This window comes from Aeromonas aquatica, from assembly GCF_000764655.1.
GTDB lineage: Bacteria > Pseudomonadota > Gammaproteobacteria > Enterobacterales > Aeromonadaceae > Aeromonas > Aeromonas aquatica.
In genome coordinates this window covers 1-15058 of sequence record NZ_JRGL01000013.1, presented here as the reverse complement: position 1 = coordinate 15058, position 15058 = coordinate 1, and the positions used below count along the sequence as shown (strand labels likewise).

The following is a 15058-nucleotide window of genomic DNA, read 5'->3' as shown; positions in this document are numbered from 1 at the left end:
GGCTTAGCAAGGAAGGGGGCGCGCTGTGCTTGTGATGCACACTAGCAAGCCCCAGGGCTGCACCTGGAGCGGCCAAAACACAAAGACAAGCAAACACAAGGCCAGGGGCTCCGACTCAACCCGCGCCCTTACAGCGGCTTACATCGGCAAGGCAGATCGAGAGGCTGGAGGGTTAGGTGGTTTGTCTGTAGGGGCCGCAGGCCGAACGATGGGTTATAGGCGTTCCGGCAAATCGGCGAGCTACACCGCGCTTAGAGTGTTCTGGCCCATCTGCCGTGGGTCTGGGTTCGGGTGGTGCGAGAGGCGCACCAGTGGCTGCCCTGTGGCCGCTCGCGCCTTGTTGCGGCCCCTGGCCAGCGCGCCCACCTCCTGGTTGTTCGGCCCATTGTTATTCATGCATGTAATGATTAGCTTGGTCTGTGCGCTCGCATGTGCTCTAATCATGCATGTAATGATTAGCGACAAGATGAGAGGCGCCGCATGATGAGGATTTCCAAGACCCAGGCCGATGTGTTGTTTCTGCTGTATGCCTTCGAGCAAAAGGGGGTTCAAGGCCCAATCCCCCGCGCCGACATGCTGAAAATGATTAACAAACAACGAGATAGCGACGTTGCTCGCTCCAATTTTCGCGTCGGATGTGAGATAATGGCCGCCAATGGGTTGATAACCCATTACCGCGACCGGTCGCAAAAGCTGGCCTGTAAGTTGACTGATTTTGGAAGGGAGAGGGCGGGGGTTATCTATGGTGAAAGGACAAAAGAGGGACATCAAGGACAAGGCCCCGCATGACGGGGTGCGCCGGCTTGAGGCTTGTTTCGGCCCTGCCGTGGTCATGGGAGATAACTGTGACCGGACACACAAGCCGAGCGTCCGAGCTACGTTTGCCGGCGCCGCCCTTGAGTTCATTTACACCACGCCATCAGCCGGCGTTACGTTCATCGTTTCCCGCGATGTGATGGACTTTATCCCAATGGAGAAATTGCGCCCCCGTGGGTTCGTTGATGGCTTGGCCATTCGTGAGGGTGATAGCGAGCAAATGCGGGTTTTCAAAGTGCCGCCTCGCGCCGTTGCGGAATACCTGGAGGTTATTGTGTCCGGGGTTGAGGATGGCCGGAAACCGCGCCCCAGGACGCACCCTGACATGATCCCCCCTCGGGTTCTGGATGATCCCAACCTGTTTTTCCCCGAGCACGTACACATCAAGCACCTGGACGACTTCCCGCCATTCGCGGTGGCTGGGCCTGTTACCGTTGTGAGCTTCGGCCATGGAAACCCGGACGTTGTATTTTCGCAGGAGGGGACGTTTACCGCCGCCCCTTGGGCCGGCAAGTATTCCAATCTGTCCGGGGTGGCCATGGGGACCAAGGAGGGCAAGAGCCTGGTTCCTGAGATCCCGGGATCATCTGTTTGGGTTCGGGGTGACATGGACGCCGAGCCGCGCCGGTTCGACGGCATCCATTATCAGTATTGGCCCTATGCCCATAGCCTGCTAACAAGCTATATCGTGCTGTTGGATCTTGAGCACAGGCCGAGCGAAATGGCCGAGGCTCGATTCAAGGCCCGAGCGAAAGAAAAGAAGAATTGACGAATTAACGCATTCGTTATTAAGGGGGCTTGCGCCCCCTTTGTTTTTTCCCGCCCTCCCCCTCTCCCCTCGCTCGCTCCCTGGCCTTCTCCCTGGCTCGCCTTGAGTGTATCAAAAATAATGTCTCAAAAAGTAATTTACACGGTCAGTGTAAGTCGATAGGATGTGCCTCAGAAGTTAGCCACAACCACTTACGGGATAAATATCATGTCGGATGCAATCACCAAGGCAAAAGAGATCGCAAAAAAGGCGGGCGTTAAGGGCTTTCGCAAGCTCCGCCTGAAGGCGGTAAAGCACATCATTGGCCGCCAGGGTGCCTGGCTGGCGCCTGCTGTAGCTAACAAGCTGATCGATGATCTGCTGGCCCTTGGCTTTGGCATCCGCATGATGGATACCCTTCGGGCCCTGGCCGCAAAGGGCAATTTGGATATGGTCACTATCGAGGGCTTTGGTCGAGTTCCAGAGGTCGAGGAAATCCCGGTAAAGCTGGACGCCAAGGCCATGACTGAGGCCCCCGCAATGCGTGAGGTTGAGGCGTTCGGACTGAACCCGCAGATCGTTACTGAAACCCTGTCCCGCGTGTCCCGCGCTATGCGTGAGGATGGCCTGACCCCGGCCGACATTACCGGGGAGGTGCTGGCCGCCTACATGGAAGCGGACCGCAAGACACAAGAGCGCCTGTTTATGGACTACATGACCAACCCGCGCACTCGAAAGGGCGTACAGGGCGCCATTCTCGATATCTTGGAGGCTCGCCAGTGACCACCATAACCAACGACATTAACACCACAAGGGAGGCTCTGAGGGGCCTTGTCGTGAGCGGCTGCGACCCGGTGGTTATTGGGTTCGGCAAGGGGTTCATCGGAAACGCCGCCACGGGGTTCACTTTTGACCCGGCAGGGGCTGATCGGTATGAGTCACGGGAGGCCGCTGATTCCGCTGCCCTCGGCTTGCGTGAGAGTTACACGGTTGGTGTAAATTGCCGCTCCCCCTTCCGGGTGATTCCTCTCAAGATGGCGCTATCTCACCGCCTCCTGGAGCTTCACGAAGCCATGGAGCTATTCCAATGATCGGTTATCTCAGGGGGGCGGCCATGGTGGCCGCCGTCACAACTGGCGGATTTATCGGCGGTGTCGTCGTCACTTACGCGGTCTGTTATGCCGGTCATTTAATTGTTTCATAAATCGTGTATCAAAAATGCTTTACACGTTTCGTGTAAGTGTTTATTCTCCGTCTCAGAAACAGCGAATCATAACCAGGGTATCAATCATGCAAACCTTCTCCCCCGAGTACATTCAAGCCGAATCCCAAGCCGCCGCCGAGGTGCTGGCCGTCCTGGCTCACTACGGGTTCACCAGCGCAGGCGCCTATGTCACCGCCAAGCACAGCGACAATAACGCCGCCATCCGCGAGCTGCTGGCAAAGGCTTACGCCGCCGTCCGCGAGGTGGAGAGCTCCACCAGGAAGAATCTGCCCCGCGTTGGTCAGTTGGTCACTAATCTGTATGCCCGCAGCTCCAAGGCTGCCCTGGCTGAAATGGTGGAGCGTGTGATTGCCGCCCTGGCTGATTTTGTTCAGGAGGAGCCGGCGCCGGCCCTGGACAAGGTGGAGTCCCTGCTGAAGGCTGAGGGCGTTGATTTTATGGATGAAGCTAAAGCCGTCGCCTCCCTGGCTCAGACCGTGCTCCCAACTAAGCTGACCGCCATCTATCGGGAGGAGCTGGCCAAGCGTAGAGCCAAGGCCGCCGCTTCCGCGCTGGCTGAACACCTCCCCGCCATCGAGGCGCGGATCGCCCTTTTGGAGGGGTACATTGCCAATGGCTCCAGCCTTCACAAGGGCGAGCTGGTTTTGTCTCACGAAAGCGCCCCGATTGCCTATCGCGCCCGAGTGCAGGGCGGCACCCTGATCAGTCATCCGGTCGATGTGCTGTCAGCCCCGCAATGTGGCAGTGAGGGAATGGCCCTGAAGGTTGCGAACCAGCGGGGGCATGGTGTGGCACCAAAGCCCCGGATAGATGTGGTGAAGCTTCAGCTTGAGGGCAACAAGGAGACTCAGGCCAGGATCAAGGAGTGCCTGGAGTGTTAAAGGCCGGCAAGGTGTACCGCAGGGGGCAATTCCTTTACAAGCTGGATTGGCGCCGCCGTGTTCTGTCCAAATCTTCCACCTCTATGACCTGGAACCGGTCGCCGCTGACGGCGGCGACCCTGGAGGAGTTGTTGAGGGAGGGGGTTGTTGTTGAGTGTGTATAGGCAAGGGGGGTTCGAGTTCGTCCGCGAGCACGGCTATGTGTATCGGGTGATTTTTGGGGGTCGCCGTGTCGTGCTGTGCGAGGGCGGTCACTTGCAAGTTGGATCGGCATTGATGGCGAGGGATGAGCGGGAAATGGTGGCCAGGGTCGGCAGGTGGTTAGAGCAATATCGATCCCGAATTGATGCGGGCACCAAAGCACCGAGACGCGGCAAGTAACAGGCTACTATCTGTAATCAAAAATGATTACAAAAGAGCTTGCCAGTGTAATCAAAAATGATTACATTAGGCCTATCGCAACGAACAAGGGAGGTGCGGTGAAGCAAAGCGAGTTCCGGCGTTGGCTGGAGTCTCAAGGGGTAGAGGTCAGGCAGGGCACCAACCACCTGAAACTCTACTTTCAGGGGCGACAATCAACGATGCCGAGACACCCCGGAAAAGAGATCGGGGAGTCGCTGAGGAAAGCAATTCTAAAGCAGCTCGGCATGAAATAACCCGCCCGCCCCAGCTGGGGCGGGATACTCGCAGCGAACCGCAAATGACTATGAATTATCCGGTAACTATTGAACGTGACGGCGAAACCTGGATGGTTAGCTTTCCTGATGTGCCCGAGGCGCTGACTTGCGGGGATACCCGAGAGGAGGCATTGCGCGAGGCCCTGGATGCCCTGGTGACGAGCTTTGAGTTCTATTTTGAGGGGTTGCGCCCGGTCCCCATGCCGTCCGCCCCTGAAGATGGCCAGGACGTTGTAACGGTGCCCCACAGCTTGTGGGCAAAAGTCTTGCTGCTCAATGCCATGTGTGAATCGAGCGTCAGCCAGACAGAGCTTGGTAAGCGTCTAGGCATCCCGCGCCAGAACGTACAGCGTCTAACTGATCTCCACCATGCAACCAAGATTGATCAGCTGGCCGCCGCCGTTAAGGTGCTCGGCCATCGCCTCGAACTGGTGATCCGATAAGGGGGCCCCGGCCCCCTTATTTTGGGAATCCGCCCGAAAACCTCCCTTTGTGAGACGCCCCTTTTGTAGTCTCAAAAAAGCAGTCTCAAAGCGTTGTTGTTGTCTCATAACTGTGTTGCAATAGTATCTGTTTCTAAAACCACAATTCAAAACCAAGAAGCCCGCCAACCATAAGGCGGGATGATCGTCAAGTTAAATTACACGAACCGTGTTTGTTTATCACGGATAGGAGAAAATAGTGCTCGCCCCCGTTCATGCAGTCCCCACAAAGTGGGTTGAAATCCTGGCTCTGAAAACTGCCCTACTTAAGAAGGCATCCAGGATCGCAAAAGATAACTGTTCGCTACCTTCTCAGAAGTCCAGGGGCGCAGTCCTTCTTGTTCGGGACTCTACCGGCAAGGCCCTTCTAGGGGCTCACGAATACGGGTTTCCAGCGAGCGCGGCTTGTTGGAAGGGGATGATCAAGAAGGTTAAAGAGGTTCACCCCACGGCCCACTCCCTCCACCTGCAGATGGCTGTGAACAGCTCAAAGGGGAATCGGGATTTTAGGGTCGGCACCTTCAAGGAATGGACCGGCAGCGCCGAGGCGCCTGTTTATTACTACGACGACCAGCGAGCCGCCTAGACCTCCACGGGGTGAGTTATGGGGGCGAATGTGGGACCATGTGGCCCGGCCCGGGATCTGGGCCACTAAGGCGCCCCCGAGGATGTGAAACCCGATCACAAGAGCGGGCAGCCGGCCAGCCGGTGAGGCCCGGATCGTCAATGGCGTTAGAGGTAGCAGGAAATGATTTTTGGATATGCGCGAGTCAGTACCAGTCAGCAAGACCACGCCTTGCAATTGGACGCCTTGAAGGCGGCAGGGGTTGACGAGGTTATTACGGACACCATGACGGGCACCAAGACGGACCGCCCCGGCCTTGATCGTCTGCTGGACAAGGCGCGAGAGGGTGATACCGTTGTTGTTTGGCGCCTGGACCGGCTGGCGCGCTCTATGACAAATCTTCTCGCCCTGGTGGATACCCTCCAGCGGCGCGGCGTTCACCTCCGCTCATTGCACGAGGAGATCAACACATCCACCGCAAATGGCCGCCTCCTCCTCCAGTTCTTCGGGATGATGGCTGAGTTTGAGGCCTCATTGTTGAAGGAGCGCACCATTGCCGGCCTCGCCGCCGCCAAAGAACAAGGCCGGGTCGGTGGGAGGCCAAAGGTTATGAGCGATGAACAGATCGCTATGGCCAGCTCGCTGATCGCTGCTGGACACAACAAAACAAACGTCGCCAAACAGCTCGGGGTGAGCCGTGCGACCCTTTACCGCAACCTGGGCGACAGCTAGAGGAGTGAAAGTGATGGTTAGCGATTCTGACGAGTGGGACGGCCTCGATCCTGATCGGGCTTATTGGGAGGCTATGCCCCCAGAAACGCCGGGGGAGCCATCCCCGGCAGACTGCCTAGCGCAGGAGCTTTTAGAGGCTCGGGCTGACATAAAGCTGGATGGCTATGGCCGCCGCGATGATGGGGATTATTCTGATGGCGTCCTGGCCGGCAGGCTCCACGCGACAGATTGCGCGCTCCGCCTCGTTCTGAAAAACCTGGAGCTATCGCCACGGAAGCGATACATCGTCGAAAACGTGCTGAGTAAAGACGCCCAGGCGTAAAGGGAAGGCCCCAGCGGGTTGATTTCTCGCCCCCCATGTTTCCGCACTAGCCCCCAGGCTCCGGCCTTGGGGCTTTTCTGTTTCTGGCCTCCCTGCAATAAATTACACTCAAAGTGTAAATTAACGCTTGCGTCAAATCGTCAAAGCGTTAATATTTGACCCGTCAAGTCAATCAGCTGAGGTCAAGCCATGCCGCATGTTTCCGAGTTCCGAGCTAAGACAGAAACCCAGGCGGGGGGAGCCGGCGTGAAAGTATGCCCGTACATCGAGCACCTGGAGAAGCGCAGGGAGGCCCAAGCATCAAAGGGCCGACCAACTGCCGTCCGGGCGATTGCTCCAACCGGCGATGTGTATGAGTACCCATCTATCGCGGCCTGTGTTGCCGATGGTGGGTTCTGTTATGCCCAGGTTCGCCACGCATTGCGGGGGCGGGTGAAGCGCCACGTTGGGTGGAGGTTTGAGGCGTTGACACCGCTTAGGGCCACCCCTCATGAATCTGGCCACTACCCCAGGACCATGAAGGTGATCGAGCTCAGAAATCGGGGGCTGACCAATGACGAGATCGCCGCAGCCCTGGGGATGGCCAAGCCGTGCGTGGCTCGCCATGCATCATATGGAGTCAGCGCCGGTCTGTGTATGACTTACCACCAAACCCGCCGCAAGCTGGAGGGGGGTATAACCGCCCGTCAGTGGCGAGCCATTAACAAGGCGGCCAGGGCTGGGGTGTTGCTTTACCGCAACGTTTAGCCGTGCCTAGCGATTACACAATATGTTTGTTTATTGCCCATGCCGTGTGGGCTTAATTCCAGGTGGTCACTACCTGGGAGAATAACGCTTGCGTTAAATGCTCAAAGCGTTAAATTGTTTCAACGTCGAAATCAAAGAGGATAACCACATGCCAGCTAAGCTCGCCATCGTCGCCCAGAAGGGCGGCCCTGGGAAATCCACAATCACCCGCGCCCTGGGTGTGGCTTATTCATCTGCCGGCTTCAAAACGCATCTTGTGGATCTGGATGCCGGCCAAACTTCAACGGCCAAGTGGTTTGAACGACGCTCTTTGGCCGCAGCTGAGCTAGGCAGGCCCGAGCTGATCGACAATCTCACTTGTTCCTGGGCCCGCACTCTCGCCACCGCCGAGGCTGCTATCCCGGCCTCTGCTGAAATTGTTGTCTACGACGGTGCCCCCCATGCCACCCAGCAAACGGTATCCCTGGCACAGTCGGCGAACCTGGTGGTTATCCCAACCGGAATTTCTGTTGACGATCTGACGCCCGCGATCACGCTTGCCCTGGACCTTCAGAACAACCACGGCATTCAGCCGGCCACCATCGCCATGGTGTTAAACAGGGTCGGCGACTCTGATAAAGAGCTCGAAGAAGTGGCCGCTTTGATTCGTGAACATCTGCCGGATATTCACGTAATCGCCGCCTCGATCCCCGAGCGCAAGGCGTACAGATCAGCCCAAGATTCTGGCTTTGCGATCCAGGAGGTCACCTATCCATCACTCAAGCAACGCGCCACATCGGTTGTGGAAGCCCTGGGGGAACTGCTATGAAGGCACCGAAAAACTTACAAATTGCTGTGGCTGCGCAAACAGGCGCCACCTCTCGCCCCGAACCCTCAACCCTGGGAAATGTTGAGTCTGGGGCCCTTGTCCCCCTTAACTTCCGGGTCAGCTCGGAGTTTCGCCGCGAGCTCAAGACTTACGCCGCGACCAAAGACAAGGCCATGGTGGACATACTGGCCGCCGCAATCCGTCAATACATCCAGGACAACCCCTGATAAGCACCTCCCAGCGCCCCCTTGCCGCTTGTGGTGGGCGGGAGCTGTAGTGATCGGGCCCTTCGGGGCCTTTTTCGTATCCACGCCCCCCTCCCCCTCCTCGGTTATCATGGCTGCTCATTTAAACGGAGCGTGTAACATGAGGTTCAACAAGTATTTCCAGGTTGCTGAAATGGCTTGCAAGTGCGGGTGTGGATTTGGCACTAAGCCGGGGGACATTGACGAGCGCGTGGTTTGGATTGCCACTTGTGCCCGGATCCACTTCGCCGCCCCCGTGACGATCACCAGCGCTTGCCGGTGCCCGAGCCACAACGCAAAGGTGGGAGGGGCTAAGGCATCCAGGCATCAGCCGCAAGGGGCCCTGAATGGCGCCTCAAGCGCACTAGACATAAAGGTTAAAGGGGTGGCGCCTGCTCAGGTGCAGGCTTTCTTAGATGAGCTTTTGGCGGGCCGCTTCGGGGTGGGGTATGGGGAGACATTTACCCATGTGGACACTCGGGACACCCCGGCACGGTTCGACTACTGATCGTGTGATCGTGAATAAAAAAAGGGGCCCTGCGTGGGCCCCTTTTTTTATTGGCGTTTCATATGGCGTTCAACTGCAGGTTCGCCGGCCCCAATCTTGGCAACGGTCACAACTTCATCCCCCGCTTCTTTGAATCCCATCAGCCAAGTGCCTGGGACTTTGAAAAATACGCTCATAGCTTCCAATGCATCTAGATCCGGCGTTCTGATCCCCTGCTCCCAGTTGCTGATCTGCGCCAGCTTGAGGCCGGTGTTTTCTGCCAGTTCCTTGAGAGTCAGGCCCAAGGTGTGGCGCAAGTGACGAATGCGTTTGCCGATGATTTCTTTTCTTGCTTGGGTGGTCATTTGTGGTCACTCCTTGATGTGATCAATTCGTGTGCAATTTACTCTAAGCGTTTATCTTGTCAACACCATTTTTAATCTATCCACTCTAAGTGGAATAAAGTTATACAAACCGTTGAATTTTAAGCCTAATCGTGTAATTATTCGTTCCGTTGAAATGAAACCGGGAGCGTGCTTTGACCCTCTTTGAGTGGATAGAAGAAAGCGGCGGGGTTGCCCAGACCGCCAAGATAATGAAGGAGTCACCTAGAACCGTGGCGAGCTGGTATTACTCCGAGAAGATCCCCAAGCCCCAAGCAGCCGTTCGCCTGATAAGGGCTAGCCGGGGCGCCCTGGACTTTAACCGCATATATGCGCCCCTATTTGCTGAGCTGGCGAGCCGGGAAGCAAAGAGGCTTACAAGGTAAGGATGTGAGGAAATAACGAAATGACGAAAGCGCCAATCATTGCCCTTTGTGGTTCATCGGTTGCCGACCGCGCCGCCGCGACTGAGGCCCTGGCCTCCCTGCTGCCGGCTCACGTTGATTTGACCATTCCCAAAAGTGTCCGGGTTCCATGGGGGAGGGAGGAGCGACTAGCCGCCGTTCTGGCTAGCGCCGACCGGATGACCCCCATTCTGATCAGCATCGCTTGCCTTGAGGAGGCCGATGTTGTGGAGAGCCTGGGCGGCGAGGTGGTACACGTCCAGGGGCTGCCATCGGACGATATACCCATTGAGCGGCATCACCTGATGATGACCCTTGCCGAGGAGCGGGGCCGGTACACCAACCCGGTAAATACCCTAATCAAGATTCTGGGGAGGGCGGCATGAGTAGTTTTGCAGGCGCCAGCACCATCATGTGCCGCAAGGTCCGATTCCAGCGCTTCCTTGCTGTATCCGCCCAGCGGCGGGTGAGGAATGAAACTGAGGCTCTGGCGGCACTAAAGGCCATCGTTGGCTTCGTGTCCAGGGCTGAGCTCGTCCCAGGCTCCGAGATGGGGCGCCGCTGGGAGTCGCTGATTCAATCTTTCAACGCATGGAACAAAGGGAGACCCCTTGCATGATCATTTCACCTCGCACCCTAAAGGCCCTGACTGAGGCAATGGAGGCCCACGCCCGGTGGTGTCATTCTGGGAATGCGCAGCCCCAGACCAAAGGGGTAATGGCCCGCTTGATGGAGACTCGCGGCCATTTCAGCCTTGCCACTGGTCGCCGTCATGGCCCCATCAACTCCCTGGAGGAAAGGGTGGAGAGCGCCATGATGAAGCTGGCCATCCAGGATCTGGCTTCCGCTGATGTGGTTCGCCTGGAGTACGGCGCCGGCTGGATGAATGTATTAAAGCGCCGCCAGCTGGTCCCCCATCGTTTTTGCTACGTCGAGAGCACCCAGGCTACCCGCGCCGCCGTCCTTGGCGTGTCCGAGAGAACCTATAGGAACAGGCTCCGGGTCGGTCAAGCCTTCATTCTTGAGGCAATCACGGCATGATCAGAGAAAGCGCCCTGACCACCCTCGCGGGTCTTTTGTTGGTCGGAGATTCCACGATTCGTGTAGAGCGCTTGGATTTGTGGGGGGAACTGGAGTTCTACGGCGACGCCTCCCGCTCATTCCATGAGTCGTGGGATCCCCAGCCTCGCCCCGGTGAAACCCTGCTATTCCGTGGCATCGGTGAGGAGGGATTGCCAATTGCCGTCTTTGTCTCCCGCAACTGAGCAGACCCCTATCACTGAGACGGCTATCAAGAAGCACAGAACAGGAGGCGCCCGCCAGCTGAGTGAGGGCGCCTTTCTATTCAGGTACTCATTGAAAGACCGCACCAGGGGATCCTTTCACCTCCGGCACTACCAGGAAGGCCGGGAAAGGTGGGAGCTGATCGCCAGATACCCAGATGTTACCCCTAAGCAAGCCAAGGCCATGTTCCACACCATGAAAACAAATTTGTACGCAAACCCCACCACTTCCGCCGCTATCTCCCGCTTTGCGACCGTTGCTGATTTGGCCGCCTGGTTCGTTGACCGGGCATCAAAAAATCCGTCTGTTGGTGCCAGCCGGCGCGCCGTCATTTCATCGGTAATGACCGGCCATGTGGTCCCCCGCCTCGGTCATTTACAGATAGAGACATTTGACCGAATCCAGTTAGATGAGCTCCTGATCCAGCCTCTAAAGGTGGCCTATGCCGGCTCTTATGTTCGGGTCATGTTTACCACCCTAAAGCAAGCATTCAAGGCCGCCGAGGCGCTGGGCCTCCTCCTGGTAAATCCCACCGCCTCCTGGCTGTTCAAGGACTTTGGCCATACCAATTACCAGGGCAAGAAAGCCGCCGTCCCCACCTCCTCGACCGCTGCACTCATTCAAAGCCTGCCGCCTACTGGTCGCGGCCAGATGATGATCAGGATCATGATGATGTTTGGGACCCGCCTACATGAAACCCTTTCGTTACGCTGGTCCTGGATTGATGCGGGCACCAAGACCCTGACCATTCCAGCCCGATACACAAAGACCAGGGAAGCCCTAACCCTGCCGCTGTCTGATCAAGCCCTCGCCCTGTTCAATACCTGGAAGGGGCAAGCCTTGAAGCGTTCCGCCCTGCTGTTCCCTGGCCGTGGCAAGGGCGGCTCAACCCTCGACCCCTCACTTGCTCATAAGGAGATAAAGGCCATATCGGGCGGCAGCTGGTCGGCCCACGACATACGCAAGCTGATGCGCTCAATCCTTGCTGATCTGGGGGTGGAATGGATGACCGCCGAACGGCTCATAAACCACAAGCTAAAGGGCCTTGATGCCGTATACATTCACAGCCAAATCGAGGCGTCGAAACGGCAAGCTATCGCCGACTATCACCGCCACCTTGAGGCCCTGGATTTCTTCCGCTGAGAATCCGAGACAGTAACGAGATCCACATACCCACCGATTTCCAGGAGACGCCAGCAAAGCCGCCAGCCCCAGGCCAGCAACTCCATTCACACTAGAGGAGTAGAGAGTGAGCGCGCCGGCCAGCCCATCGAGCACGGCGCCGGCCCCGGTCATTGTGCAAGGAGTGGTGGCTAAGTTGATGAAACTAAAGGGGAATGCTGGGCCCTGGCATCGAGGCCGGCCAGGAAGGCGGGGGACCCTGGAGAATCTGGTGGGGACCACGGGCGGCGAGGCCCCGGGGCTCGACAATTTTTTGTGATTTCTTAGGTTCGGCAGCAAAACCTGTAAGGGGGCGTTTTTGATGCATCCCTACCGGGTCCCTTTTCAGGTTTGGCGCGCCTCTCGGGCCGGTGGCGTGACTGCCGAAATTCTCCGGCAAGCTGCCGCTGATCTTGGTCGCCGCGCTCGAATCGCAGCATGAATGGATTCGACCAACCCCCCTTTCCTGTTCGGCAGTCTCCCGCCTCCTGGCCTGGGAATTTTGGCCTCGGTTCAATGTGCGTTCAGCTGATGATTGATTGGTCGAAACCGCTTGATAGTTTTCCACTCCGCGTGTAATGTCACTCGCGGTCAAATGTGACCGGTCACGGGATAAAAAAAATGATCAATTTCATCAAACAAAACGCCATGGGTCTAGTGCTGGTGATCACACTTGCGGCGTCTAGTGTCGCTGCTGTGCTTAGTGATTGCGCCAAGGTCGAGGCTATCGACCGGCTAACAACCGAACTTGCCACCCTTAATCGACTGATGGAGTGTTAATCATGCATGTAATGAATAAGCTAACCAGCTATGACAAGGAACTGATTCAGCTATACCTTGAGGAGCGTTATCAGGATTTCGCGGCCCATCTTGAGAGCCAGACTTGCAACGCAATGAGCACTGATGATGCTGATCGTATCCTTGAGGCCCTGGAGCAGGAGGCGCAACTTTGATTTCCCGCATAAATGACACTATCGGCGCCCTTGTCCTTGCCGTCCTGGCGCTCTGCTTGGTGTCGCTGTCGATGATTGTTGCTTTCCTGTCCCCTGATTATTCCCTTCGTATCCTGGAGCGCCTGGGGGAGTCACTGGGTAAATGATGAAAACGGCCACGGGTGCCACTGACCGCAAGAAGGCGCAAAGGAAAAGGGATAAGGATCTAGGTATTAAGCGAATCGAGATCAGGCTGAGTGCTGCCGCTATGGAGCGCTTGGAACAGTCCGCCGCAATTCGTGGCGGGGTGACTGGTCCCTATGAGCTGCCAGAATATGTGGAATTGCTTATCACCCAGGACGCCGACCGTTTAGCCCTCCACATTGAGCAACTGAGCAAGGCCCCCTGCGGGAAGTGCGGGAACCCCTTGCCGGGTGGGTGTGGAGGTATTCACAAAGGGGAGCATGATTGTGCCCATACCAGGGAGGCCCGCCAGCTGATGCTAACAGAGCCCCCATTTATGACCGAGGCTGAGCTAGACGCCCTGCTTGCAAAGAGAGATGAAAAATGAGTAACCCGATCTCCTTAATTCGCCCCCTCGTTTACCTTGGCCGTGGCGAACTGACTAGGCACTCCACGAGGATCGACAATCTGCGCCATTACTGGAAGTCGATGCACCTCATGGCCAGAAACCCGGTAATCGAAATCCCGTGCGCGGGTGGCTGTGGTTACGTCCAGCGGGTCCGTCTATCGAAAATCAAGACCGGTCAGGTGTTTGTGTGTAGCGCCAAGGCAACCCGCCAAACCTGCCTAGCCGCCTTGCCTGCCGTGGTCGATGGCAAGGTTAAGACCGTTCACTTGTCCCAGGCCGGCCACCTGTCCGGTGTTACCTGGGAGGATCGCGGCCTGCTGGTTGCGCTGGCAGCGTCAGCCCGTGAAGTTCTGGAGCGCTGGGCCTCCGCGTTTCGCCGCTGACCTTTGATTACACGAATCGTTGTAAAGTTTGCCGATTCGTGTTACTGTTTCGGCATTGTGGGAACGGTGTGAGGCGAGCGGCTACGGGTCAGAATCCCACCCTCCCCCGCCGTCCTGCATAGGTATAGTGATTTGATTCGACATAACAAAAAGGGCTGCCCTCATGGGTGGCCCTTTCTTTTTGGGAGCGCGAGACATGGGGCTTGATGTGGGCAGGGTTACGGCATATTTCGGGGGGTCTGGCGTGTCGCTTATTTCGCTTTCAGTCAAGGCTGAGGCGAGCGCGGCATCTATCCCCCTGATTACCGGCGCCATTCCCTCCCCTAAATCCTTATCCCTTCTGCAGGTTCCGATCCCCCTCCCCCTGGTAGAGGTGACGCTCGGCGATGTAACGGCCTTGGGTGGCTTCCTGGTTGTTGTGGGTCGCTTTGCCTGGGATGTGTACCGGGATCGGAGAGAGCAGCGCCGTTTGAACAAGTGGAGTGACAAATGATTGATGAGATTGCGGATGTAGTGCTGAGCCCCGAGGCTTTGGATCTGGTTGTGAGCGTGGCCATTGGCGCAGTTTCCCCTCCTGTGGCCATCGGCGCCCTGGTGATCGGTGGCCTTGCTGCCGTGTTCCTGCCCAAAGACAAAGCCAGGGCTTTGATGAGTCATGCCAAAGGGTTGATCGGCACGGTGAGGGGGAAGAAGTGAGCAGCACGACCGGGAGCGTGATCGAGTCGGAAAACTACCCGACACCCGGCTCGGCAGTCAGGGCCCTTATGGGGGTTCTGAACCTTAGACCTGGGGACCGGTTCCTTGAGCCGTGCCGAGGGGATTTGCTGGATGAGGAGGGCGCGCCCCTCCCCACAATCTTCAATCTGATGCCGCTCCCGGATGAGCGCAAGGATTGGTGTGAGCTCCGCCAGGGCGTGGACTACCTGGAGGCGGATCTAGGTTGCGGGGTCTATGACTTGATCGTTACCAATCCGCCGTTCAGTCTGACCGAGGCGTTTATCCGTAAGAGCTTGAAAGAGCTAAAGCCAGACGGGACATTGATCTATCTCCAGCGGGTTAACTTCCTGGGCACGGCCAAGCGCGTTCCGTTCTGGGCTGAGGTGGGTTTCCCTGACAAGACGCCGGTCCTGGTTCCCCGCCCCCGGTTCGTCAGGGGCGGGACAGATTCTTGCGAATACTGCTGG

The 15058-nt window shown here is 57.3% G+C and carries 22 protein-coding genes and 1 pseudogene; 22 read left to right on the top strand and 1 reads right to left on the bottom strand.

All coding sequences use genetic code 11. The features are described from left to right. The first annotated feature begins 480 nt into the window (after window positions 1–480). The 12 genes from LG30_RS21310 (at window position 481) to LG30_RS22965 (ending at window position 8756) form a co-directional block, all read left to right on the top strand. Window positions 481–789 carry a chromosome segregation protein ParM gene (locus LG30_RS21310; RefSeq protein ID WP_238566377.1) on the top strand — a complete coding sequence of 103 codons (309 nt, stop codon included), beginning with the start codon at window positions 481–483 and terminating at the stop codon, window positions 787–789. Then, complete coding sequence (locus tag LG30_RS0103980) at window positions 743–1585, top strand: hypothetical protein (RefSeq protein WP_033129422.1); 843 nt, start codon at window positions 743–745, stop codon at window positions 1583–1585. The genes LG30_RS21310 and LG30_RS0103980 overlap by 47 nt, the downstream gene beginning before the upstream one ends. 207 nt (window positions 1586–1792) lie before the next feature. Continuing rightward, the gene (locus tag LG30_RS21090) at window positions 1793–2347 is read left to right on the top strand and encodes a hypothetical protein (RefSeq protein ID WP_052100826.1); all 555 of its coding nucleotides are present in this window, start codon (window positions 1793–1795) and stop codon (window positions 2345–2347) included. 507 nt (window positions 2348–2854) lie between these two features. After that, the gene (locus tag LG30_RS0103965; protein ID WP_033129420.1) at window positions 2855–3670 is read left to right on the top strand and encodes a hypothetical protein; all 816 of its coding nucleotides are present in this window, start codon (window positions 2855–2857) and stop codon (window positions 3668–3670) included. Window positions 3671–4074: 404 nt separating this feature from the next. Beyond that, window positions 4075–4326 (top strand): type II toxin-antitoxin system HicA family toxin, encoded by a 252-nt coding sequence (locus LG30_RS22975; protein ID WP_420796337.1) that lies wholly within the window; start codon window positions 4075–4077, stop codon window positions 4324–4326. Window positions 4327–4376: 50 nt separating this feature from the next. After that, window positions 4377–4790: a type II toxin-antitoxin system HicB family antitoxin gene (locus tag LG30_RS0103950; RefSeq protein ID WP_033129418.1), complete on the top strand. Its 414-nt coding sequence runs from the start codon at window positions 4377–4379 to the stop codon at window positions 4788–4790. A gap of 457 nt (window positions 4791–5247) precedes the next feature. Beyond that, window positions 5248–5415: a hypothetical protein gene (locus tag LG30_RS22335; protein WP_161785809.1), complete on the top strand. Its 168-nt coding sequence runs from the start codon at window positions 5248–5250 to the stop codon at window positions 5413–5415. A gap of 162 nt (window positions 5416–5577) precedes the next feature. Beyond that, window positions 5578–6126 (top strand): recombinase family protein, encoded by a 549-nt coding sequence (locus LG30_RS0103940; RefSeq protein WP_033129416.1) that lies wholly within the window; start codon window positions 5578–5580, stop codon window positions 6124–6126. A 511-nt stretch (window positions 6127–6637) separates the two neighbouring features. Then, window positions 6638–7195, top strand: a complete 558-nt coding sequence (locus tag LG30_RS22970) for an ECF-type sigma factor family protein (protein WP_033129414.1) — start codon at window positions 6638–6640, stop codon at window positions 7193–7195. A 97-nt stretch (window positions 7196–7292) separates the two neighbouring features. Next, window positions 7293–8003 carry a ParA family protein gene (locus LG30_RS0103925; protein WP_033129413.1) on the top strand — a complete coding sequence of 237 codons (711 nt, stop codon included), beginning with the start codon at window positions 7293–7295 and terminating at the stop codon, window positions 8001–8003. Beyond that, window positions 8000–8230: a hypothetical protein gene (locus LG30_RS21870; RefSeq protein ID WP_152599011.1), complete on the top strand. Its 231-nt coding sequence runs from the start codon at window positions 8000–8002 to the stop codon at window positions 8228–8230. The genes LG30_RS0103925 and LG30_RS21870 overlap by 4 nt, the downstream gene beginning before the upstream one ends. A 109-nt stretch (window positions 8231–8339) precedes the next feature. Next, on the top strand, window positions 8340–8756 hold the full coding sequence (locus tag LG30_RS22965; protein ID WP_420796338.1) for a D-Ala-D-Ala carboxypeptidase family metallohydrolase: 417 nt from the start codon (window positions 8340–8342) through the stop codon (window positions 8754–8756). A 47-nt stretch (window positions 8757–8803) separates the two neighbouring features. Here the strand turns inward: LG30_RS22965 and LG30_RS0103910 are convergent, their stop codons facing one another. Further along, window positions 8804–9100: a helix-turn-helix domain-containing protein gene (locus tag LG30_RS0103910; protein ID WP_081965976.1), complete on the bottom strand. Its 297-nt coding sequence runs from the start codon at window positions 9098–9100 to the stop codon at window positions 8804–8806. Between the two features lie 173 nt (window positions 9101–9273). Between LG30_RS0103910 and LG30_RS0103905 the strand changes: the two genes are divergently transcribed. From LG30_RS0103905 to LG30_RS22650, 10 genes and pseudogenes are all read left to right on the top strand, one after another. Continuing rightward, window positions 9274–9504, top strand: coding sequence for a hypothetical protein (locus LG30_RS0103905; RefSeq protein WP_033129410.1), 231 nt, complete (start codon window positions 9274–9276; stop codon window positions 9502–9504). A 20-nt stretch (window positions 9505–9524) separates the two neighbouring features. After that, window positions 9525–9908, top strand: a complete 384-nt coding sequence (locus tag LG30_RS0103900) for a hypothetical protein (RefSeq protein ID WP_033129409.1) — start codon at window positions 9525–9527, stop codon at window positions 9906–9908. 427 nt (window positions 9909–10335) lie between these two features. Next, window positions 10336–10563 carry a hypothetical protein gene (locus LG30_RS21865; RefSeq protein ID WP_152599010.1) on the top strand — a complete coding sequence of 76 codons (228 nt, stop codon included), beginning with the start codon at window positions 10336–10338 and terminating at the stop codon, window positions 10561–10563. Window positions 10564–10989: 426 nt separating this feature from the next. After that, a complete protein-coding gene (locus LG30_RS0103880; RefSeq protein WP_161785804.1) occupies window positions 10990–11949 on the top strand; it encodes a site-specific integrase in 960 nt (319 codons plus the stop codon). Window positions 11950–12588: 639 nt separating this feature from the next. Beyond that, window positions 12589–12747 (top strand): hypothetical protein, encoded by a 159-nt coding sequence (locus tag LG30_RS22330; RefSeq protein ID WP_161785802.1) that lies wholly within the window; start codon window positions 12589–12591, stop codon window positions 12745–12747. Between the two features lie 2 nt (window positions 12748–12749). Beyond that, window positions 12750–12920 carry a hypothetical protein gene (locus LG30_RS22325; RefSeq protein WP_161785799.1) on the top strand — a complete coding sequence of 57 codons (171 nt, stop codon included), beginning with the start codon at window positions 12750–12752 and terminating at the stop codon, window positions 12918–12920. A 142-nt stretch (window positions 12921–13062) separates the two neighbouring features. Then, window positions 13063–13470, top strand: coding sequence for a hypothetical protein (locus tag LG30_RS0103875; protein WP_052100825.1), 408 nt, complete (start codon window positions 13063–13065; stop codon window positions 13468–13470). Next, on the top strand, window positions 13467–13874 hold the full coding sequence (locus LG30_RS0103870) for a hypothetical protein (protein WP_033129404.1): 408 nt from the start codon (window positions 13467–13469) through the stop codon (window positions 13872–13874). Before LG30_RS0103875 ends, LG30_RS0103870 begins: the two co-directional genes overlap by 4 nt. Window positions 13875–14363: 489 nt before the next feature. Beyond that, on the top strand, window positions 14364–14570 hold the full coding sequence (locus LG30_RS0103860; RefSeq protein ID WP_033129403.1) for a hypothetical protein: 207 nt from the start codon (window positions 14364–14366) through the stop codon (window positions 14568–14570). Window positions 14571–14695: 125 nt separating this feature from the next. Continuing rightward, window positions 14696–15058 (top strand): annotated as a pseudogene (locus LG30_RS22650) (DNA methyltransferase); the annotation flags it as partial.